This window comes from Amycolatopsis sp. lyj-108 (assembly GCF_046549005.1).
GTDB lineage: Bacteria > Actinomycetota > Actinomycetes > Mycobacteriales > Pseudonocardiaceae > Amycolatopsis.
The window spans coordinates 774,304-794,900 of record NZ_JAJPWQ010000003.1 but is presented as its reverse complement, the minus strand read 5'-3'; the positions used below and the strand labels follow the sequence as shown (position 1 = coordinate 794,900).

The following is a 20,597-nucleotide window of genomic DNA, read 5'->3' as shown; positions in this document are numbered from 1 at the left end:
AATCCAGATGGCAGACAGCGCACAGAACGCCCCTGAAACCGCCCCCGAACCGACGATCACCGTGTCCCAGCGCCGGAGGGCCGCCACCGCCGCGGCACTCGCCTCCTCGGTCGAGTGGTACGACTATTTCGTCTTCGGGATCGCCGCCGCCCTGGTCTTCGGGAAGACCTTCTTCCCCACCACCAACCCGGCGGCCGGCGTCCTCGCCTCGTTCGCGACGTTCGCGGTCGGCTTCCTCGCCCGGCCGCTGGGCGGGATCATCGCGGGCAGCCTCGGCGACAAACGCGGCCGGAAACCCGTGCTGGTGCTGGCGATCGCGTTGATGGGCGCGGCGACCACGCTGATCGGCCTGCTGCCGACCTACGACACCATCGGCATCGCCGCGCCGATCCTCCTGGTGCTGCTACGGCTCGTGCAGGGCGTCGCCGTCGGCGCCCAGTGGGGTGGCGCGATGCTGCTCGCCACCGAGTACGCGCCGCCCGGCAAACGCGGTCTCTACGGCAGTCTCGTCCAGCTCGGCGTCCCGATCGGGGTGGTGCTGGCGAACACGGTGTTCCTGATCGCCGCGCAGGTCGCGCCGCCGCACGCCTTCCTCACCTGGGCTTGGCGGATCCCTTTCCTGGTCGGCATCCTCGTGCTCGGGCTGGCCTGGTACATGCACGTCAAGATCGACGAAACGCCGGAATACCGCCGTGCGGAAGCGAAACTCACCGCTGAGGAACGCGGCCGCGCCAAGTCGCCGCTGCGTGACGTCCTGCGCGACCACAAGGGCACGGTGCTGCTGGCCGGCGGTTCGTTCATGGTCAACACCGCCACCTTCTACATCCTGCTCAACGGCGTCCTCGACTACGCCACCCGTCATCTGGGGATGTCGCGGACCACCGTGCTCGTCGCGACGCTGCTGATCAGCACGCTGCAGCTGGCGATCATCCCGCTTTCGGCGAAACTGTCCGACCGGATCGGCAGGCTGAAGATCTACACCTTCGGCGCGGCGGGGGTCGCGCTCTGGGCGATCCCGATGTTCCTGCTGATCGACACGGCCTCGCTGCCACTGTTCGTGGTCGCCTCGTTCGTCGGGTCGCTGTTCCTCGGCATCATGTACGGCCCGCAGGCGGCGTTGTTCGCCGAACTGTTCACCGCGGAGATGCGCTACACCGGCGCCTCGCTCGGCTACCAGATCAGCGCGGTCGTCGGCGGCGGGCTCGCGCCGTTCATCATGGTGCTGCTGCTCGAATCCACCGGGACGTCGATGTCGGTTTCGCTCTACATCATCGTGCTGGCGCTGATCTCGCTCGGCTCGATCGGCCTGCTGGCCAAACGCGCCAAGCGAGCCGAACAGTCCACTTCGGACTCACACGACCGCGCGCGCGAAACGGTCGGCGACCAGCCTTAGCTTCTCCTTGACCTCGTCGGGCGCCTCTTCCACGACGAAGTCGACGTCCCAATGGGCGAGGTAGTAAGGCATCACGGAAAGGTCGTTGGAGCCGACGCGGACCCGGCAGGTGTGCTCGTCGATGGCCTCGATCGCGCCGGCGGTCGGTGCCACGTATTCGGCGAGCGCGTCCGCCGGAGCGTTCACCCGCAACACCATCTGATGCGGGTACGGCGACGACGAGATCCCGCGGGAAACGTAGGCCGCGAGGTCCTCGGCGGGCGGTTCCCTCGGCGTGAACCGGAAACTGGTGTCCGGGACGCCGTCGATGCGGTCGACGCGAAAGGTCCGCCAATCGTCACGATCGAGATCGAACGCGACCAGGTACCACCGGCGCCCGGTGTGCACCAGGCGCAGAGGCTCGATGCGGCGCTCGCTGACGTCGCCCTTGTGGCTGCGGTAACCGAATCGGAGCTGCTGGTGGTCGCGGCACGCGGACGCGATCACCGTCAGCGCCGCCGCGTCGATGACCGGGACGAAGCCGCCGATCGGGATCATCGCCGTGTTCAGCGCGGTCACCCGGTGCCGGAGCCGGGCGGGCAGCACCTGCTCCAGTTTCGCGAGCGCGCGCACCGACGTCTCCTCGATACCCGAAACCGTCCCGTTCGCGGCCGTGCGGAGCCCGACGGCGACCGCGACGGCCTCGTCGTCGTCCAGCAGCAGCGGCGGCAGCGCGGCCCCCGCGCCGAGCCGGTAGCCGCCCGCGACACCGGGGGTGGCGTGCACCGGGTAGCCCAGTTCCCGCAGCCGCTCGACGTCGCGCCGGACCGTGCGGACGTCCACCTGCAGGCGGTCGGCCAGGTCGGCGCCCGGCCAGTCGCGCCGCGCCTGCAGCAGGGAGAGCAGCCTCAGCAGCCGTGCCGACGTGCCCGTGGTCATCGGTTCGCTCGCTTCATGGGACGGAGTGTGGCAGACATCGAGGACAGTTCCGGTCCGCATTGGGCTCGTGAGTGGTAAAGCAAAGGTGTCGGGGTGGCCTGTCGCGAAAGCCACTTTCGGGACCTCAGGCGTCGCGAAAGTGGCTTTCGCGACCTCCCACCTTTGACTCACCCTTCAATACAACCGGCCTCGCCACTCACGAGCCGTAAGGTGAACCTCGTGATCGATCCCGCGCACCTGCTGTCCGTCGCCCGTGAAGAGGCCGAACTCGGCAAGGCCGAGGGCGGGGTCCCGATCGGCGCCGCGCTCTTCGACACCGCCGGTGTCCTGCTCGGCCGCGGCCACAACCGCCGGGTCCAGGACGGCGACCCGTCGATGCACGCCGAGACCTCCGCGTTCCGGAACGCGGGCAGGCGGCCGCATTACCGGGACACGATCATGGTCACCACCCTCTCCCCCTGCTGGTACTGCAGCGGGCTGGTGCGCCAGTTCGGCATCGGCCGCGTGATCATCGGCGAGGCGGCCACGTTCGCGGGCGGGCACGGCTGGCTCGAGGAGAACGACGTCGAGATCACCCTGCTCGACGACCCGGCGTGCACCGCGCTGATGACCGAGTTCATCCGGGATCACCCGGAGCTGTGGTTCGAGGACATCGGCGTCCCGGCCGAAGATTAGTTTTCGGCCTCGAAGACGACGGTCCGGTTGCGTCCGGCCCCCTTCGCGGCGCGCAGCGCCTGATCGGCCGCGCCGACGAGCCGGTCGAGCGTCTCGCCGGCGGCCGCTTGTGACGACACCCCGATCGAGACGGTCGCCCCGGCGAACGTCCCACCCAGTGAGACGAACGTCGAGGAGATCCGCAGCCGGATGCGTTCGGCGATCGCGTGCGCGTCGAATCGGCTCGTACCGGGCAGCAGGACGACGAACTCTTCGCCGCCGAACCGGCCGACGAGGTCCGCCGCCCGCACCTCCGCGCGCAAGGTGTCCGCCACGGCACGGAGAACGTCGTCCCCCACATGTCTGCCGTGCTGGTCGTTGAGCCGGGCGAAATGGTCGAGATCGAGCATCAGCAGCGAAAGATCGGCGCCACGGCCGCGAAGCAGCTCGAACTGGGTGCGGGCACCGTCCAACCAGGACGACGCGGTGAGCAGTCCGGTGCCGGAGTCCGTCCCCGCATGGCCGCGCAGGGCACGCATCGTTCCCGCCCGGTGAAGTACCACGAGTGCGCCCGCGAGTACCACGGTGACGAACGGCCAGTCCGCCGCCGACCACGCGAGCAACAACCCGAACGCGACCATCGCCGCGTCGAAGGCGAATCCCGAAGGTTCCGCCCCGAATTCGGCCGCCGGCGCGGCCAAGGCGGCGTCGACGGACAGGAACACCAGGCCGGTCGCGAAAACCAGCGCGAAACTTTCGAAATCCCTTGGCGCGTCGAGGAATGGCGGCGCACCCAGCAGAACAGGGATGATCGACGCACCGAGCGCCGAAAGCATGGTGGCGGAAGCCGCGAACACCTGGCGGTGCGGGATACCGCGCCGGATCCGGCACCAGCGGTATGCCGCCGAGGCGACGACGAGTACCGCGGCCAGCGCCGGCGGCAGCAGCAACGCGCCCGCGAAGATCCATGCCGCGTCCAGTCCGGCACCGAGCCGGGTGTCGGCGCGGGACCGCTCGACGGGACGCGAAAGCTCCGAACTGAGGATCATTCCCGCCAGCAGAGCGGAAAACGGGAGCAACGACGAAGGTGCGGGCGGCCGTAACGCGAAGAGGTACGCGGTGGCGGCGAAAGCGGCGGCGTCGACGAGGAGCAGATACCCGATCAGGCCACGCCTGGGTACTTCCCACAGGCTCCAGGACCCCAGTATTCGGCGCGGCGCCGCGAGCCGGTCTGTCCGGCCGCGGCTTCCGGTCGCCATCAGGGAGTCCCCCACCATTTCGGCAAACTAGCCGGTAATCGCGGTGGTGTCGATCCGCTTTCCGGGTCAAGACCCCCTACTAAGGTCGGTCGTTTCCACCGGGAATTCCGGTGAATTCTTGACAGTCCTCATTGGTCCAGTCCACTGTGAGTGAGCACACAGTTACCTCCCGGTTGATCCGCCGCGTCAAGACGGAGGTGCTCCACACCTGCGCGCCCTCGCCGCGCGCGTACCAGTTGGAGGACCGATGAAATCACTACGACGCTGGGCGACCTTGGCCACCACCGTCGGCGCCGCGCTCGCCACGGCCGTCGGCCTCGCCCCGGTCGCCTCGGCGGCCCCGGACGCGGTGCTCGCTTCGCCCTATCTGTACCAATGGTCGGGACAGACGGATCCGATCGCCGCGATGAACGCCACCGGGGTCAAGGCGTTCACCCTCGCGTTCATCCTCTCCGACGGCGGCTGCAACCCGAAATGGGACGGCAGCCGTTCGCTCACCGGCGCCGACGCCACGATGATCACCAACATCCGGGCGAAGGGCGGCGACGTCATCCCGTCGTTCGGCGGCTGGTCCGGCACGAAACTCGGCCCGAAATGCGGCACCCCCGCGGCACTCGCCGGCGCCTATCAGAAGGTCATCGACGCCTACAAACTCAAGGCGATCGACCTCGACGTCGAAAACACCGACGAGTTCGAGAACTACACGGTCCAGGACCGGATCCTGAACGCCGTCAAAATCACGAAGCAGAAGAACCCCGGCCTGCGCGTGGTCATCACCATCCCGACCGAGGTCGGCGGCCCCAACGCACACGGGAAGCGGCTGATCAACCAGTCGAAGGCGCTCGGCGCGGGAGTCGACGCGTGGTCGGTCATGCCGTTCGACTTCTCCAGCGGCGGCGACATGGCAGGCAAGACCCGCAGTGCCGTGGACGGGTTGAAGAACGTCGTGAAGTCCACCTTCGGCCTGAGCGACGACGCGGCCTACCGGCGCAGCGGGCTTTCGTCGATGAACGGGAAGACCGACGTGGCGGGTGAAACCGTCAGCGTCGCCGACTTCCGGGCCATCCGCGACTACGCGGCGAGCAAACATCTCGCCCGGCTGTCGTTCTGGGCGGTGAACCGCGACTGCGACAACTGCGCGGGAATCGCGCAGGGCAAGTACGACTACACCAAGATCGTGGCGGGTTACACCGGCTGACTTCCGTTCCCCACCGGTGTCAGTCCGTGAAGGCCTCCTTCCCTACTCTCAAGGTCAGGATCCCGGCAAAGTCGGATAATCGCTGTTCGGTTCTGGGTCGTGAGCTACTCGAGGCACGCTTCAAGCACCCGAGTGTCCACAAGGGACACTTTGAGCGGTGAAATGTCTGATTGATGGCTAGATGTGCGGTTCTCGAGGTGGGTCGTGAGTGGCATTGATCGTTAGAACGATCAATGCCACTCACGACCCCTTCACGACCTTCGCCCGTCAGCGACCGCAATCCGGCTTCGTGTTCAACGGCCGCCCGCGCGACCACACGAGGTCGACCGGATGCACCGAACCATCCGGATCGATGGACAGGATCGGCAACGCCTTGTCGAGCTGGTTCCCGGTCGCCTGGTCGAACGCGACGAATCCGGTGGCGCCGGGCACCGGTGAGTTGCAGTCGATGGCGCGCAACACATCCGCCACCGAAACCGGATCCGCCGACACGTTCTGCACCGCCGCTTCGACCGCCGCGGCGACGGCGTCGTGTTCGATCATCGCGGCACCGTCCCACAGTTCCGCCTTGGGAAATCCGTGGGTTCCGGTGAATTCGGCGACGAAGTTGTCGTAGTTCTTCTTGTACGCCGGATGCGCCGGATCGGCGGTGAACATATCCCACTGGTCGGGATAGGCGAGTGCCGTGTAGCGAAGGCGGACACTGATGTCCCCGTTCAACGGCAAGGGGTTCCCGGCGAGTGTGCTCGCGTCGTCCCCGGTCATCACGGTCACCGTGTCCAGCCCTTCGCAGGCGCCGTCGCCCGCCAGCGCCGCCACGAGTGCGCCGACATCGAGCCCACGGCCGGCGAAGTAGATCAGATCGGGCCTCGCGCCGCAGATGTCGTTGTGCCACTTGCTGAACAGGCCTCGCAGATAGCCCTCGCGCGAAATGTCGGTGAACGGCTTGACGTCGTAGGTCTTCGTGAAGATGACCGGGATCTTCGACGAGTTCTGGAACGCCTCGGCGAGCGTGGTCGCGTAGGTGTCCTCCTTGCTCACTCCCTGGATCATCATCACGCGCTTGAACCCGTGCGCGGCGATGTATCCGGCCGCGGCGCGGGCCTCGTCGGTGTTCGTGGGGCCCACCCGGAAGAAGTTGTCGATCCGCACGCCCTTCGGGTCGGTGTTCATGTTGTCCGCGGTGGGGGTCGCGCCGATCGTGGCGATGCCGTGCCGGGACAGCTCGGCCACCAGCGCCCGGCTGTTCTCCGAACTGTTGCCGACAGCGGTGACCGCCACGATGCGCTGGGCCGCGGCCGCGGCGACGATCTCTTCGGCGGCGACACGCCAGTGGTCGGCGTTGCTCCCGTAGTTGGCCAGCAGGAGCTTGATCCCTGGGGGCCCGTTCTTCGGCCAGGCGGCGGTGATCGCGCCCTGGACCTCCCGCTGGATGAACGGGAACGGCTGGCTGTCGACCTTCGGATCGGGCGTGAGGTTCTCCAGCATCACAATGGTCTTGAAGTTGTCGCCCGCCTTCTCGTTGCGGCTCTTGATGAGCTTTTCGAGCGGGTCGAGCGGGTCGTCGTCCCGCACCGGGCCGGAGTCGAGGTTCAGCCCGACGCAGACGTACGACGAGCCGGCCGACTCCTCGTCCGCGTCCACCGCCCGCAGCCCCGGACCGCAGGACTCCCAGGGTCTGATCGACACCAGCACGGCACTCACCAGCAGGGCCACGACCGCGATCAGCAGCACCCGATGGCGGCGCCCCCAGCCCCGTGGCCGCACCGGCGGCCCCGTCACCGCGCGTTCACGGGCCTCGGACATACGTGTTCTCAACGAATCGAGCCAGGACATCACAGAGTTCCGTTCAGGTTCAGGGGAATTCGCCGCGCCGGGCGGCTTCCTTGGCCGACACGAGCGCGCCGACGTCCGGCTGGTGCGAGGTGGTGGCCAGCGCGGCGAAGGCGTTCGCGATCACCTGGTGCTGGCCCTGCCCGCGGACCGCGAAGGGGTCGGCGGTCAGCCAGCCCGCCGCGATGAGCCGGGCGACGTTGTTCCGGATGTCGGACCGGTCGTCCGGGCATCGCGCGTTGTCCAGTTTGACGAGTTCTTCGTACAGCTCCGCGTGATCCCGCCCGGGTGGCAGATCGTCGGGTGCGTTGAGGACCAGTTCGAGCTTCGCGACCCATTCCGCGTGCGGGATCCGGTTGAACTCCCGCTCGAAGAAGGTGACCACCTCGCCGATGTCGCCCAGCGCGAGGTTGCAGTAGGCCAGGCGCACCGGATCCTGTGCGGTGTCCGGGTCGTCTCGCAGGGCCTTGAACTGATCCGTATAGGTCGGCCCCTCCCCGCGCCTGGCCAGTGCGGACACCAGGTTCGCGGCGATCCACGGATGCAGCGCCGCTTGGTCGTCCGTCGTACCGGGCGAGTTCCTCGCCGTCACCCACAACGAGGTGCGCAGCTCGGTCAGGATCCGCCCGACGTGCGGCTGGTCGATCCGGCTCTGCGCGGCGTCCGGGATCAGCCAGGGCGCGGTCGCGAACGGGGCGGCGGTCACGAAGTCGTCGAGGTCGACGTCGTCGAGATGCTCGGTCAGGCCGAGTTCGGCCAGCCTGCGGTGGCAAGGATCCTGCTCACCGCGGGGATCGGTGGTGAGCAGGCCGCGGTCGCCTTCGCGCACGTCGCTCTCCCGCAACCGCGTCGCGAGCTGCTCGACCGCCGACGGCAGCCCGCCGGTCGCCCGGTGCGCGAGCGTGACCTTCGGGGTCAGCGCGCCGGAATCGAGGACACGCGCGATCCGCCCGATCGGCTGAGGCGAGATCCGGACCGGGTAGTACGCCGAATCGAGCGCGCCGTGGGCGGGGTTCGCCCAGTCGTCGTAGGAGGCCTCCTCGCAGTCCGCCATCGGCCGGACGGCGGAAGGCGCGCCGGAGGCGGGTTTCCACGGCGCCAGCCAGGCGGTGCCCCAATCGTCGTGCCACCGCCCGCTGGTGGCGATGACCAGCAGCGCGTCGTGGGCCTCCCGGTCGTTCGGGTGCTGGACAGCGTGCCGTTCCCGTGCGGTGATCAGGTGGGCGAGGAACTCGGTCCCGCCGGCGTGGTCGACGTCGTCGAGTACCACCACCCAGTTGTGCCAGTGCCTGCGCTGCTGCGTGATGTCGCAGGCGCAAGGGCTCTTCTCCTCCGGTCTCGCCATCCGCGGATGGTTCTCCCGGACGTCACCGAGGAACGCCGCCATCAGCCATTCGGTCACGGCCTTGGCGTCGCGGGCGGTGCCGTGCGCGAGCCGGTTGAGTTCGAGCAGCGCGTCGAACGGGGATCTCCCTTCGGCGTTGGGGAAGTCGGCCAGCGACCGCAGCGCCTTGCCGAGCCGGGGCCGGATGTTCCGGACCAGATGCGGGAACGTCTGGCGGAACAGATCCGCATACGGCGGTTCGACGAGGCCGGTCGCCTTCGCCGCCTCGGTCAGCGTGGCGAGTGCTTTGTCAAGCGCCGGTGTCCAGATGATTCCGTGGAAACTGTTGATCAACGATTTCAGCTGCACCAGATCTTCGTCACGATTTCGCCCGGAAAGCTCCGCTTGAACCGCGATCAGCGCGATGGTGAAACGAACGAACTGCGGTTTCGGCCGATTCCGCCATTTACTCGACAACGAGTAGGCCAGTTTCGTGAGCACGTCGATCGTGCCCGCCCTGCCGCCGTGCCCGAAATCGAATCCGGCGTGTACGACACCCCAGCCCAGATCCTGACGGATCGCTTCCAATGCCGTGGTCTTACCCGAACCGACCGGCCCGAGCAGCAGCGTCACCGGCTGCGGACGGGACGGATTCCCGACCTCGCGGTTGATCAGCATTCTCCGGGCGAGCTGCACCGCGGGAGAATGTCGCCCCACACTCATATTTCCTGTTCAGCCCCTCGCTCTGCTCCGGACGAAATGGAGAGTGCGAACCATCGTAGATACCGGGCCGAAGCCCGCACACGGGAAAAGGGGCACCAGACACGAAAGGACGAGATCCGGAGCGAATCGTGATTCTTGTTCGACGGTGAGCGACGCCGCCGATCACCCGAACGGCGCTATTTGCCCCACTGCGGCCAGCGGCCGCCACCCGGATATCCGCCGTGGTACCAGTCGTCATACCACTCGTGGTGACCGGCGCGCGGATCCGGCCGTTCCTCACGGACCGGGGTGGGCGTCGGTGACGGCGTCTCCGAGCCGTGCATCGACGCCGTCATGGGTGGCGGGGGCGCGACACTGCCGCCCGAAGGCCCCGACGGGGTGGTCGAAGAAGCCGCGTCGTCCGGGGCATCGACAGCCTGCGGGGCGATGATCAGCGACGGCGGCGCGAGCGGCGTCCCCGGGACGACCTCGACCGGGTCGGCCGGAGTGAGCAGGAAGACCAGCACACCGCCGACGACGACTCCGCCCGCCGAAAGCGCCGAAATCCGCCGGATCTTCCTGTTACCGGGAGCGGCGGTGTCCGGAGCGCGGTGCTTGGGCCCGCGCGGTCCCCGGCGACGGGGCGACGCACCGGCTTTCCGCATCAACTCGCTCAGTGTCTGTTGGTGAACCCGCGGCGAGCTCAGGGCGTTCCCACCGGCATCGCGGCGAGCCGTGCGTGCCATCGGCACCTCCCAACCCGGTCCGTCGATCGCACGACGGCCTCATCCCGGGGTGGATCCTAGGAACGCGGGAGGCGGTTTGTAAACGATCGTCGTCCACTGCGGACGGACGATGCGGTGAAAGGTCAGGCAGCCGCGGTGACCGCGATCGCGGCCTCGCCCGCCTCGGTCAGCTCGGCGGGCACGCGGCCGGTGACCGCGGAGAGGCCGGTGGACTCGGCGGGGCGGATGTAGCCACCGTGAGCCAGCGCGTGCGCGGTCATCTGATCGCAACAGGCGAACCCGTCGATGAAAAGATCCGGCTCGCAGCTGCACGACATCTGGGCACGGCGCGCCGCGACCGCTCGCAGCATCGCCATGGCTCGATGGGACAGTTCGACCTCTGAACCGGACACCGGTTTGTACCTCTCTCGATCAGCCACCTGAATCAGCAGCACTTACACGGTGTTATCGGTCGCTGCTCCATCAGTGTTAACAACATCTCAGACGTTGTCGTCGGCTTTCCGGTTCCGTGAGATTTTCGCGGACGACAGGGTGGGCTCCAGTACCCGCGCCCACTGCGCCACGATCTGCTTGCGCCGCTTGGTGTCATCGGTCAGCAGGTTCGCCAGACCCAGGCCGCGGGCAAGATCGAGAGTGGCCTGGACCAGCTCGCGAACGCCCTGGTGGGACTCGTCGACGCCGAGCAGTTCGACGGTCACCCGGTGCGCCTCCCGGCCGACCCTGGCCTCCAGCGGCACCAGGGTCGCGCGCAGCGACTCGTCGGTCGACGCCGCCACCCACAGATGAAGCGCGGCGCGGAACATCGGCCCGCTGTAGAGGTTGAGCACCATGTCGACGGCCCGCTCGATCCGCGACCGCCCCGACGGCAGTTCCGCCGCGCGGGCGCGCAGTTCCACGATCTGGATCTCGCCGACGTGCTCGACCGCGGCCGCGACCAGATCCTCCCTGGTCGGGAAGTGATGCTGGGCGGCACCGCGCGAGACCCCGGCGCGTTCGGCGATCAGCGCGACGGTGGTCCCGTTCCAGCCGAGCTCCCCGATCGTCTCGACGGCGGCTTCGACCAGCCGCCGCCGAGTCGTGCGGCTTCGCTCCTGCTGTGGTTCGCGGATCATGGCCCTGGCTCTGGGGTACGGCTTTCGACGGCGTCTGATGGGGCCTCAGCGGGAAAGCGTGCTTCGACCCAGAAATCGAGCTGCAGGTCTTCCTCGCGCTCACCGATGCGGTACTTCGAGAAGTCCGTGACTCCCTCGGCGGCGAGCACCTCGTCGTCGATGTAGAAGTGCCCGGACGCCTCGCGGCTCGGTTTGGTGAGGATCGCGTGCGCCGCGTCCGCCATGATCTCCGGCGTCCGCGACTTCGCCGCGAGTTCGGCGCCGACGACGTTGCGGATCGCCGCGGTGTCGATGGTGGTCCGCGGCCACAGCGAGTTCGCCGCGATCCCGAACTGCCGCAGTTCCGCGGCGAGCCCGACGGTCACCAGGCTCATCGAGTACTTCGCGATGCTGTACGCGAGATGCCCGGCCTGGAACCACTTCTCGTCGAGGCTGATCGGCGGCGACAGCGTCAGGATATGCGCGTTCTCCGACAGTTTCAGGTACGGGATGGCGAGTTTCGACAGCAGGAACGAACCGCGCGCGTTGACGTCCTGCATCAGGTCGTAACGCTTCATGCTGACCGCTTCGGTCGGCGTCAGGTCGATCGCGCTGGCGTTGTTGAGCACGATGTCGATACCGCCGAACTGCTCCGCGGTCCGCGCCACCGCGGCCTCGACCGACGTGTCGTCGCGGACGTCGCCGACGATCGGCAACGCCTGCCCGCCGGCGTCCTCGATCGCCTTGGCCGCGGTGTAGAGCGTTCCCGGCAGCTTCGGATGGGGCTCGGCGGTTTTGGCCAGCAAGGCGATGTTCGCGCCGTCACGGGCGGCGCGGACCGCGATGGCCTCGCCGATGCCCCGGCTGCCACCGGAGATGATGATCGTCTTGCCGTGGAGCGTGCTCATGATTCGCGCCTCTCAGTAGGACCGCGGCAGGCCGAGGCTGTGCTGGCCGACGAAGTTGAGCACCATCTCGCGGCTCACCGGCGCGATCCGGCCCAGCCGGACGGCCGTGACCAGCGTGCCCAGCCCGTATTCGCTGGCGAGGCCGTTGCCGCCATGGGTCTGCACGGCCTGGTCGACCGCGCGGATGGCGACCTCGGCGGCGGCGTACTTGGCCATGTTCGCCGACTCGCCCGCCCCGAAATCGTCGCCGGAGTCGTACAACGACGCCGCCTTCTGCGTCATCAGCTTCGCCAGTTCCAGTTCGATCTTGATCTCGGCCAGCGGATGCGCGAGCCCTTGGTGGGTGCCGATCGGCGCGCCCCACACCTTGCGCTCGTTGGCGTAGCCGACGGCCTTGCCCAGCGCGTAGCGGGCGATGCCGAGCGAGAACGACGCGCCCATGATGCGTTCGGGGTTGAGCCCGGCGAACAGCTGCGCGATCGCCGCGTCCTCCTCGCCGACCAGCGCGTCGGCGGGCAGGTGGACGTCGTCGAGGAACAGGCCGAACTGCTTCTCCGGCGAGATGATGTCCATGTCGATCTGCTTGTACTCGAAGCCGGGCGCGTCGGTCGGGACGGTGAACAGCGCGGGCTTGAGCTTGCCGGTCTTCGCGTCCTCGGTGCGGCCGACGACCAGGACGGCGTCCGCCTCGTCGACACCGGAGATGAAGACCTTCCGTCCACTGAGGACCCAGCCGTCACCGTCGCGTTTCGCGGTGGTGGTGATCTTGTGCGAGTTCGACCCCGCGTCCGGTTCGGTGATCGCGAAGACCATCCGCCCGCTGCCGTCGGCGATCCCGGGCAGCCAGCGCTTCTTCTGCTCCTCGGTGCCGAACCGTGAGATGACCGTGCCGCAGATCGCCGGCGAGACGACCATGAGCAGCAGCGGGCAGCCCGCCGCGGCGAGTTCTTCGAGCACCGCGGCGAGATCCGCGATGCCCGCTCCCCCGCCGCCGTACTCCTCGGGCAGGTTGACGCCGAGGTAGCCGAGCCGTCCGGCCTCGGCCCACAGCTCGTCGGTCTTGAGCCCGGCGCGAGCCTGTTTCGCGTAGTACTCGTGCCCGTACTTCTTGCCGAGTTCGGCGACGGCGGCCCGCAGCGCGACGCGCTCCTCGGGCTCGGTGAAGTTCATCGCGTTCATTCGTTGTCTCCTACCACCGCGAGGATCGTGCCCACTTCGACCTGTTGTCCGACCACCACCGGGAGTTCCGTCACGACGCCGTCGGCTGGCGCCGCGATCCGGTGTTCCATCTTCATCGCTTCGAGCCACAGCAACGGATCGCCGGTTTTGACGGTGTCGCCCGCTTCCACCGCGAGCCGGACGACCGTGCCCGGCATCGGCGCCACCAGCGATCCGGCGGCGAGCGCCGCGTCGGGATCGGTGTACCTCGGCACCACACCCAGCTCGACCGCGCCTGCCGGCGAATCGACGTACACCGTGCCGCCGTACCGGGCGACGGCGAACTTCCGCCGCACCCCGGAGATCTCCAGGACCACGCCGTCGCTCTCGGCGGAAACCAGTTCGACGCCTTCGAAACCGTCGGCGCGCAGACCGTCGCGGCCGAGGGTGTAGACGATCTCGATCTCGTCTTCGCCGGTGCGGAAACGTTTGCGCTGTCCCTGGGAGCGGACGTTGCGCCAGCCGCTCGGCAGCCGCTCCTGCACTCGCGCGTGCGAGCGGTTCGCGGCCGCACCCGCCAAGGCGGCCGCCAGCGCCGAAATCCGTACGGTGTCCACAGTGGCCAGTGGACGTGCCAGGGTTTCGAGTCCGTGCCGGTCGAAAAACGCCGTGTCGGTCTCGCCGGCGAGAAAGGCCTCGTGGCGCAGGACGTTCACCAGCAGGTCGCGGTTGGTCACCACGCCGTGGATCTCCGCTCCGGCCAAGGCGCCTGCCAGTGCCCGCGCCGCGCTCCGGCGATCCGGGGCGTAGGCGATGACTTTGGCGAGCATCGGGTCGTAGTGCACGCCGACGGTCTGGCCGCTGACGAAACCGGAATCCAGCCGGACACCCGGACCGACTTCGAATGCCCGTTGCGCGGCGGGCAGTTCGAAGCGGTGCAAGGTGCCGCTCTGCGGCTGCCAGCCCGCAGCCGGATCTTCGGCGTAAAGCCGGACCTCGATCGCGTGGCCCCGCGTCTCCGGCTCCTCGATCGGGAGGTGCTCGCCCTCGGCGACCCGCAGTTGCAGCGAGACGAGGTCGAGTCCGGTCGTGGCCTCGGTGACCGGATGCTCCACCTGGAGCCGGGTGTTCATCTCCAGGAAGTAGAACCGCCCGTCCGGTCCGGCGAGGAACTCGACCGTCCCGGCGCCGACGTAGTCGATCGCCTGCGCGGCCTTGCGCGCGGCGTCGAACAGCGCCTCACGCATGGTTTCGTCGACGAACGGCGACGGCGCCTCTTCGACGACCTTCTGGTGGCGGCGCTGGATCGAGCACTCACGCTCCCCCACCGCCCACACCGTGCCATGGGTGTCGGCGAGCACCTGCACCTCGATGTGACGGCCGGTCTCCAGGTACCGCTCGCAGAACACGGTCGGGTCGCCGAACGCCGAGGCGGCCTCCGCACTCGCGCCTTCGACGGCCTCGGCGAGTTCGCCGAGCGAGCGCACGACGCGCATGCCGCGTCCGCCACCCCCGGCGGAAGCCTTGACCAGCAAGGGAAGGTCGGCCTCGGTGACCTCGGCCGGGTCCAATTCGGACAGAATCGGGACACCGGCGTCGGCCATCATCCGCTTGGACTCGACCTTGGAGCCCATGCTCTCGATGGCTTCCGGCGGCGGGCCGACCCAGGTGAGCCCGGCGTCGATCACGGCGCGGGCGAAGGCGGCGTTCTCGGACAGGAAGCCGTAGCCGGGGTGGATCGCGTCGGCGCCGGTCTCGACGGCCGCCTTGATCAGGAGTTCGGCCCGCAGGTAGGTGTCGGAGGGCGCGTTGCCCGGCAAGCGGACGGCGACGTCCGCCTCGGCCGTGTGCGGCGCGTCGGCGTCCGCGTCGGAGAACACCGCGACCGTGCCGATTCCGGCGTCGCGACAGGTGCGGAACACGCGGCAGGCGATCTCGCCGCGGTTGGCGACCAGCAATTTCTCGATCATGCCGCTCACATCCTGAAGACGCCGAAGCCTTCGGCGCCCTTCACTGGTCCATTGTGGATCACGGACAGGCTGAGCCCGAGCACCGTGCGGGTGTCGCGGGGATCGATGATCCCGTCGTCGTAGAGCATTCCGGAGAGGAACATCGGCATCGACTCCGCTTCGATCTGCCCCTCCACCATGGCGCGCATGGCGGCGTCGTGTTCCTCGTTGTAGTCCTGGCCTCGCGACGCGGCTGCGGCGCGGGCCACGATGGACAGCACACCGGCCAGCTGCTGCGGCCCCATGACCGCGGATTTCGCGCTGGGCCAAGCGAAAAGGAACCGGGGATCGTAGGCCCGGCCGCACATGCCGTAATGCCCGGCGCCGTACGAGGCACCCATGAGCACCGACAGATGCGGCACCTTGGAGTTCGACACGGCGTTGATCATCATCGCGCCGTGTTTGATGATGCCGCTCTGCTCGTATTCCTTGCCGACCATGTAGCCGGTCGTGTTGTGCAGGAAGACCAGCGGCGTGTCGATCTGGTTGGCCAGCTGGATGAACTGCGCGGCCTTCTGCGACTCCTCGCCGAAGAGCACGCCTTGGGCGTTGGCGAGGATGCCGACCGGGTAGCCGTGGATACTCGCCCAACCGGTGGCGAGACTGCTGCCGTACAAGGGTTTGAACTCGTCGAAGTCCGAACCGTCGGCGACCCTGGCGATCACCTCGCGCGGGTCGAACGGCACCTTGAGGTCGGTGGGCACGATGCCGAGCAGGTCCTCGGCGGAGTACAGCGGCTCGGCGTAGTCCGGTTTCGGCGTCGGCCCCTGTTTGGTCCAGTTGAGCCGTTTGACGATGCTGCGGCCGAGCCGGATCGCGTCCTCTTCGTCCGCCGCGAGGTAGTCGGCCAGGCCGGAGGTGCGGGCGTGCATCTCGGCGCCGCCGAGCGATTCGTCGTCGGACTCCTCACCGGTGGCCATCTTGACCAACGGCGGCCCGCCGAGGAACACTTTCGCCCGTTCCTTGACCATCACGACGTAGTCCGACATGCCGGGCAGGTACGCGCCGCCGGCGGTCGAGTTGCCGAACACCAGGGCGATCGTGGGCACCTTCGCCGCCGACGAACGCGTGATGTCGCGGAAGATCCGGCCGCCGGGGATGAAGATCTCCTTCTGCGTCGGCAGATCCGCGCCGCCGGACTCGACGAGGTTGATCACCGGCAAGCGGTTCTGCGCGGCGATGTCCGCGGCGCGGTAGCTCTTCTTGGCCGTCCACGGGTTGCTCGCCCCGCCTTTGACCGTCGGGTCGCTCGCCGAGATCATGCATTCGACGCCTTCGACGACGCCGATCCCGGTGATCACGCTGGCGCCGACCTGGTAGTCCGAACCCCAGGCCGCCAACGGCGACAGTTCCAGGAACGGCGAGTCCTCGTCGAGGAGGAGCTCGATCCGTTCACGAGCCAGCAGTTTGCCGCGTTTGCGGTGGCGGGCGACGTACTTCTCGCCGCCGCCCGCGATCGCCTTGGCGTGCTCGCCATCGATCTCGGCCAGTTTGCCGAGCATGGACTCGCGATTGGCGGCGAACTCTTCGCCTCGCGTGTCCACAGTGGACCTGATGGTGCTCATGCGGTGTATCCCAATCGCTTCGCGGCCAAGCCGGTGAGGATCTCGTTGGTCCCGCCGCCGATGCCGAGGATGCGCACGTCACGGTAGTGACGCTCCACTTCGGACTCCCGCATGTAGCCGAGTCCGCCGTGCAGCTGCACGGCCTCGTTGACCACCCATTCGGCGGTCTCGACGGCGGTGTTCTTCGCGAAACAGGCTTCGGCGATGACCTCTTCGCCCGCGACGTGCCGCTGGGCGACCTGCCGGGTGTAGGTGCGGGCGACGTCGATCTTGCGGGCCATCTCGGTGAGTTTGTGCTGCACCAGCTGGCGGGAGATCAGCGGGCGGCCGAAGGTCTCGCGCAGGCGGCACCAGTCCAGCGTCAGGTCGAGCGCTCGCTGGGCGTGCGCGTAACCCTGCACCGCCAGCGAGACCCGTTCGGTGACGAACTGGGTGGCGACCTGCGCGAACCCGCTGTTCTCGGCGCCGATCAGGTTCTCCGCGGGCACGCGGACGTCCACATAGGACAACTCGGCGGTGTCCGAGCAGAGCCACCCCATCTTCTCCAGCTTGCGGGAGACGGTGAAACCCGGCGTGCCGCGCTCGACCACGATGAGCGAGAGCCCGTGGGCGCCTGCCTCACCGGTGCGGACCACGGTGGTCACGAAGTCGGCGCGGCAGCCCGAGGTGATGAAGGTCTTGGCACCGTTGATGACGTACTCGTCGCCCTCGCGCACCGCGGTGGTGCGGATCCCGGCGACGTCGGAGCCGCCGTCGGGTTCGGTGACCGCGAGCGAGCCGATCTTGTTGCCTTCCAGCGCCGGCCGGACCCAGCGTTCGATCTGCACCGGATCCCCGGCCGCCGCGATATGCGGGACGGCGATGCCACAGGTGAACAGCGAGGCGAACAGGCCGCCGGAACCACCCGCGTAGTGCAGTTCCTCGGCGATGACGACCGCGTCGAGGTAGTCACCGCCACCGCCGCCGACCTCCTCGGGGAAGCCGACGCCGAGCAGCCCGAGTTCCCCGGCCCTGCGGTGCAGGTCGCGGGGCAGTTCGCCCTCGCGCTCCCAGCCTTCGAGGTGGGGCAGGATCTCGGTTTCGGCGAACCGCCGCACGGTCTTGCGCAGTTCGGCGCGTTCCGGCGTGGAGAAGGGGTCGGTCACAGGAGGGCCTCCGGGATGTCGATCTCGCGGGAGCGCAGCCATTCCCCGAGCGCCTTCGCCTGCGGGTCGAACCGCGCCTGCGACGCGACACCCTCGCCGAGGATGCCTTCGACGACGAAGTTGATCGCCCGCAGGTTCGGGAGCAGATGCCGCCGGACCTCGAGGTCCGCGGTCTCCGGGAGCAGCAGTTTGAACTCGGTGACGGTGAGCCGGTGCGCGAGCCAGCGCCACGCCTCGTCGGAGCGCACCCAGACACCGACGTTCGCGTTGCCGCCCTTGTCGCCGCTGCGGGCGCCGATCACCCTGCCCAGCGGTGCCCGGCGGACCTGTGCCTGGGTGAAGGGCGCGGGCGACCGGCTTTCGTCCACTTCGGACAGAGGCAGTGTTTCGGCGGCGGGCGCGATGTCGCGGCGCGTCCCGTCCGGCAGGACGGCGACGTGCGACACCTCGTGCGCGTCGACGAACGCGGGCCGGTACACGCCGTAGGGCGAGGCGGCCGCGGGCGGCGCGGTGACGTGGAAGCCGGGGTAGCTCGCCAACGCGAGTTCGATCGCCGCGCCGCTGAACGCGCGCCCGGCGACCTCCGGATCGGCGTCCTTCACCGCGACGTGCAGCAGAGCGCTCGCCTGCTGCTCGGTTTCGGCGTCGGGACGGTCGGTGCGGGCGAGCGTCCACTGGACGTCCGCCGGCGGCCTGGCCTTGAGCGCGCCTTCGAGTTGTTCCTTGACCAACGCGGCTTTCGCTTCGATGTCGAGTCCGGTGAGGACGAACGTCGTCTCGTTGCGGAAACCGCCGAGCCCGTTCAGGCAGACCTTGAGCGTCGGAGGCGGCGGCTCACCGGTGACGCCGCTGATCCGGACGCGGTCCGGGCCGTCCTCGGTGAGCGTCAGCGTGTCGAACCGCGCCGTGACGTCCGGCCCGGCGTAACGGGCGCCGGTGATCTCGTAGAGCAGTTGCGCGGTAACGGTTCCGGCGTTCACCACGCCGCCTGTGCCGGGGTGTTTGGTGATCACGCTGGAGCCGTCGGCGGAGATCTCGGCGATCGGGAACCCCGGGACACCGATCTCGTGCTCGGTGAAGAAGGCGTAGTTGCCACCGGTGGCCTGCGTACCGCATTCGATCACGTGCCCGGCCGCGACCGCGCCCGCCAGCGCGTCGTAGTCGTCGCGCGCCCAGCCGAAGTGCGCGGCGGCCGGGCCGACGATCACCGATGCGTCGGTGACGCGGCCGGTCACCACGATGTCGGCGCCCGCGTTCAGGCATTCCGCGATCCCCCATGCGCCGAGATACGCGTTGGCGGTCAGGGTCTTGCCGAAGCCGAGTTCTTCCGCCCGCTGGACGAGGTCGTCGCCCTCGACGTGCGCGATGGCGACGTCGACGCCGAGTTTCGCGGCCAGTTCACGAAGCGCGTCCGCGAGGCCGGCGGGGTTGAGCCCACCGGCGTTCGCCACGATCTTGACGCCCTTTTCCTTGGCCAGCGCGAGATTCTGTTCCATCTGGCGCAGGAAGGTCTTGGCGTACCCGCGATTCGGGTCCTTCATCCGGTCGCGGCCGAGGATGAGCATGGTCAACTCGGCCAGGTAGTCGCCGGTCAGCACGTCGAGCGGGCCGCCGGTGAGCATCTCGTGGACGGCGGAGAACCGGTCGCCGTAGAACCCGGACGCGTTGCCGATCCTGATCGGGGTCATGCGAACTGCCCCGGTTTCCGTCCGGCGCCGGGAGGCCCGGCGAAGGCCTGCGCGATCCCGAGCCATTCCTCGACGTCCTTGCCCGTGGCGACCAGGTCGGTGTCGGCGGGATGACGCCGCTGGGTGATGACGAGGCAGAAGCCGACCGCGCTCCCGGTGAGCCGCTGCTCGGCGTCCTCGGGGCCGAACGCCCAGGTGGTGCCGTCGGGCGCGGTCAGCTCGACACGGAATTCCGCGGCGGGCGGGGAGAGCGAGTTGAGTTTGTAGGCGAAGTCGCGGGTGCGGGTCCCGAACCGGGCGATATGCCAGATCCTGGCCGTGTTCTCCCGCTCCAGGCCGAGCGCGTCGAAGATGTCCTGGCCGTGTGCCCAGGTCTCCATGAGCCGCGCGGTCACCATGGACGCGGCGCTCATCGGCGGGCCGTACCAGGGGATCTTCTGCCCGTCGGGCACCGCGGCGAGCGCTTCGGCGAGCTCCGCGCGGCCGGCGCGCCACTCGGCCAGCAGCTCACGGGGTGGTGTCTTCGCGCCCTCGGCGGCGCCGTCGTCGACGTAGGACTCGCCCGTCGCGAGCAGCCCTTCGATTTCGGCCTGCCACTCGGCCTCGGAACCGCGCGCCGCGATCAGCGCCTTCTTGTCCGTCCAAGCCAGATGAGCGATCTGATGGGCGATCGTCCAGCCTTCGGCCGGAGTCCGCCTCGCCCAGTCCGACGCGGGCAGATCCGCCACCACGTCGTCGATGGCCTGCGATTCCGCCGCGAGATCCCCAAGGATCACGCCCAGGTCAGCCATGCCCGCCTCCTCGCGTCTTCTTCAGGCTGGCACCCGCCGCCGGAAAAATCAAGCACGCCTGATTGTTTTGTCGGCCGACTGCAGGGTTCGAGGTACATGAAGGCCCCCTTCCTGTACCTAGGCGCAAGGAAGGGGGCCTTCATGTACTTCGGCTGTTGTGACTGGTGGTGCTGTTGGGGCGCAAGTGGCGGCCAGGTCCGTGAGGGCCTCCTTCC

Annotated in this window: 17 protein-coding genes; 3 read left to right on the top strand and 14 right to left on the bottom strand. The window is 68.5% G+C overall.

Annotated features, from left to right (window positions below):
- Positions 1–7 precede the first annotated feature (7 nt).
- Positions 8–1,393, top strand: a complete 1,386-nt coding sequence (locus ACLJO0_RS15325) for an MFS transporter (RefSeq protein WP_410579181.1) — start codon at positions 8–10, stop codon at positions 1,391–1,393.
- On the opposite strand, the gene ACLJO0_RS15320 is transcribed toward ACLJO0_RS15325, so the two are convergent.
- Positions 1,352–2,311, bottom strand: coding sequence for a helix-turn-helix transcriptional regulator (locus ACLJO0_RS15320; protein WP_410579180.1), 960 nt, complete (start codon positions 2,309–2,311; stop codon positions 1,352–1,354). The genes ACLJO0_RS15325 and ACLJO0_RS15320 overlap by 42 nt on opposite strands.
- Before the next feature lie 210 nt (positions 2,312–2,521).
- On the opposite strand from ACLJO0_RS15320, the gene ACLJO0_RS15315 reads away from it, so the two are divergent.
- Entirely contained in the window at positions 2,522–2,986 is a 465-nt protein-coding gene (locus ACLJO0_RS15315; protein WP_410579179.1) for a nucleoside deaminase, read from the top strand.
- Here the strand turns inward: ACLJO0_RS15315 and ACLJO0_RS15310 are convergent.
- Positions 2,983–4,242 carry a GGDEF domain-containing protein gene (locus ACLJO0_RS15310; protein WP_410579178.1) on the bottom strand — a complete coding sequence of 420 codons (1,260 nt, stop codon included), beginning with the start codon at positions 4,240–4,242 and terminating at the stop codon, positions 2,983–2,985. The two genes, ACLJO0_RS15315 and ACLJO0_RS15310, sit on opposite strands and share 4 nt — an antisense overlap.
- 229 nt (positions 4,243–4,471) lie before the next feature.
- On the opposite strand from ACLJO0_RS15310, the gene ACLJO0_RS15305 reads away from it, so the two are divergent.
- Positions 4,472–5,422, top strand: coding sequence for a chitinase (locus tag ACLJO0_RS15305; protein ID WP_410579177.1), 951 nt, complete (start codon positions 4,472–4,474; stop codon positions 5,420–5,422).
- A 267-nt stretch (positions 5,423–5,689) separates the two neighbouring features.
- Here the strand turns inward: ACLJO0_RS15305 and ACLJO0_RS15300 are convergent, their stop codons facing one another.
- The 12 genes from ACLJO0_RS15300 to ACLJO0_RS15245 all read right to left on the bottom strand — a co-directional run bounded on the left by ACLJO0_RS15300 (position 5,690) and on the right by ACLJO0_RS15245 (position 20,382).
- Positions 5,690–7,228 carry an amino acid ABC transporter substrate-binding protein gene (locus ACLJO0_RS15300; protein ID WP_410579176.1) on the bottom strand — a complete coding sequence of 513 codons (1,539 nt, stop codon included), beginning with the start codon at positions 7,226–7,228 and terminating at the stop codon, positions 5,690–5,692.
- Positions 7,229–7,277: 49 nt separating this feature from the next.
- Positions 7,278–9,275 (bottom strand): hypothetical protein, encoded by a 1,998-nt coding sequence (locus ACLJO0_RS15295; protein ID WP_410579175.1) that lies wholly within the window; start codon positions 9,273–9,275, stop codon positions 7,278–7,280.
- Positions 9,276–9,478: 203 nt separating this feature from the next.
- Positions 9,479–9,946 (bottom strand): hypothetical protein, encoded by a 468-nt coding sequence (locus ACLJO0_RS15290; protein WP_410579174.1) that lies wholly within the window; start codon positions 9,944–9,946, stop codon positions 9,479–9,481.
- 203 nt (positions 9,947–10,149) lie between these two features.
- On the bottom strand, positions 10,150–10,419 hold the full coding sequence (locus tag ACLJO0_RS15285; protein WP_101606846.1) for a hypothetical protein: 270 nt from the start codon (positions 10,417–10,419) through the stop codon (positions 10,150–10,152).
- Positions 10,420–10,506: 87 nt separating this feature from the next.
- Positions 10,507–11,139: a TetR/AcrR family transcriptional regulator gene (locus ACLJO0_RS15280; protein WP_410579173.1), complete on the bottom strand. Its 633-nt coding sequence runs from the start codon at positions 11,137–11,139 to the stop codon at positions 10,507–10,509.
- On the bottom strand, positions 11,136–12,026 hold the full coding sequence (locus tag ACLJO0_RS15275; protein WP_410579172.1) for an SDR family oxidoreductase: 891 nt from the start codon (positions 12,024–12,026) through the stop codon (positions 11,136–11,138). Before ACLJO0_RS15275 ends, ACLJO0_RS15280 begins: the two co-directional genes overlap by 4 nt.
- 12 nt (positions 12,027–12,038) lie before the next feature.
- On the bottom strand, positions 12,039–13,205 hold the full coding sequence (locus ACLJO0_RS15270; RefSeq protein ID WP_410579171.1) for an acyl-CoA dehydrogenase family protein: 1,167 nt from the start codon (positions 13,203–13,205) through the stop codon (positions 12,039–12,041).
- Positions 13,202–15,154 carry a biotin carboxylase N-terminal domain-containing protein gene (locus ACLJO0_RS15265; protein WP_410579170.1) on the bottom strand — a complete coding sequence of 651 codons (1,953 nt, stop codon included), beginning with the start codon at positions 15,152–15,154 and terminating at the stop codon, positions 13,202–13,204. Before ACLJO0_RS15265 ends, ACLJO0_RS15270 begins: the two co-directional genes overlap by 4 nt.
- Positions 15,155–15,159: 5 nt before the next feature.
- Positions 15,160–16,758, bottom strand: a complete 1,599-nt coding sequence (locus ACLJO0_RS15260) for an acyl-CoA carboxylase subunit beta (RefSeq protein WP_410579169.1) — start codon at positions 16,756–16,758, stop codon at positions 15,160–15,162.
- Positions 16,755–17,903, bottom strand: coding sequence for an acyl-CoA dehydrogenase family protein (locus ACLJO0_RS15255; protein WP_410579168.1), 1,149 nt, complete (start codon positions 17,901–17,903; stop codon positions 16,755–16,757). Before ACLJO0_RS15255 ends, ACLJO0_RS15260 begins: the two co-directional genes overlap by 4 nt.
- Positions 17,900–19,591: an acyclic terpene utilization AtuA family protein gene (locus ACLJO0_RS15250; RefSeq protein ID WP_410579167.1), complete on the bottom strand. Its 1,692-nt coding sequence runs from the start codon at positions 19,589–19,591 to the stop codon at positions 17,900–17,902. The genes ACLJO0_RS15255 and ACLJO0_RS15250 overlap by 4 nt, the downstream gene beginning before the upstream one ends.
- Complete coding sequence (locus ACLJO0_RS15245; RefSeq protein ID WP_410579166.1) at positions 19,588–20,382, bottom strand: TIGR03084 family metal-binding protein; 795 nt, start codon at positions 20,380–20,382, stop codon at positions 19,588–19,590. The genes ACLJO0_RS15250 and ACLJO0_RS15245 overlap by 4 nt, the downstream gene beginning before the upstream one ends.
- Positions 20,383–20,597: the final 215 nt, after the last annotated feature.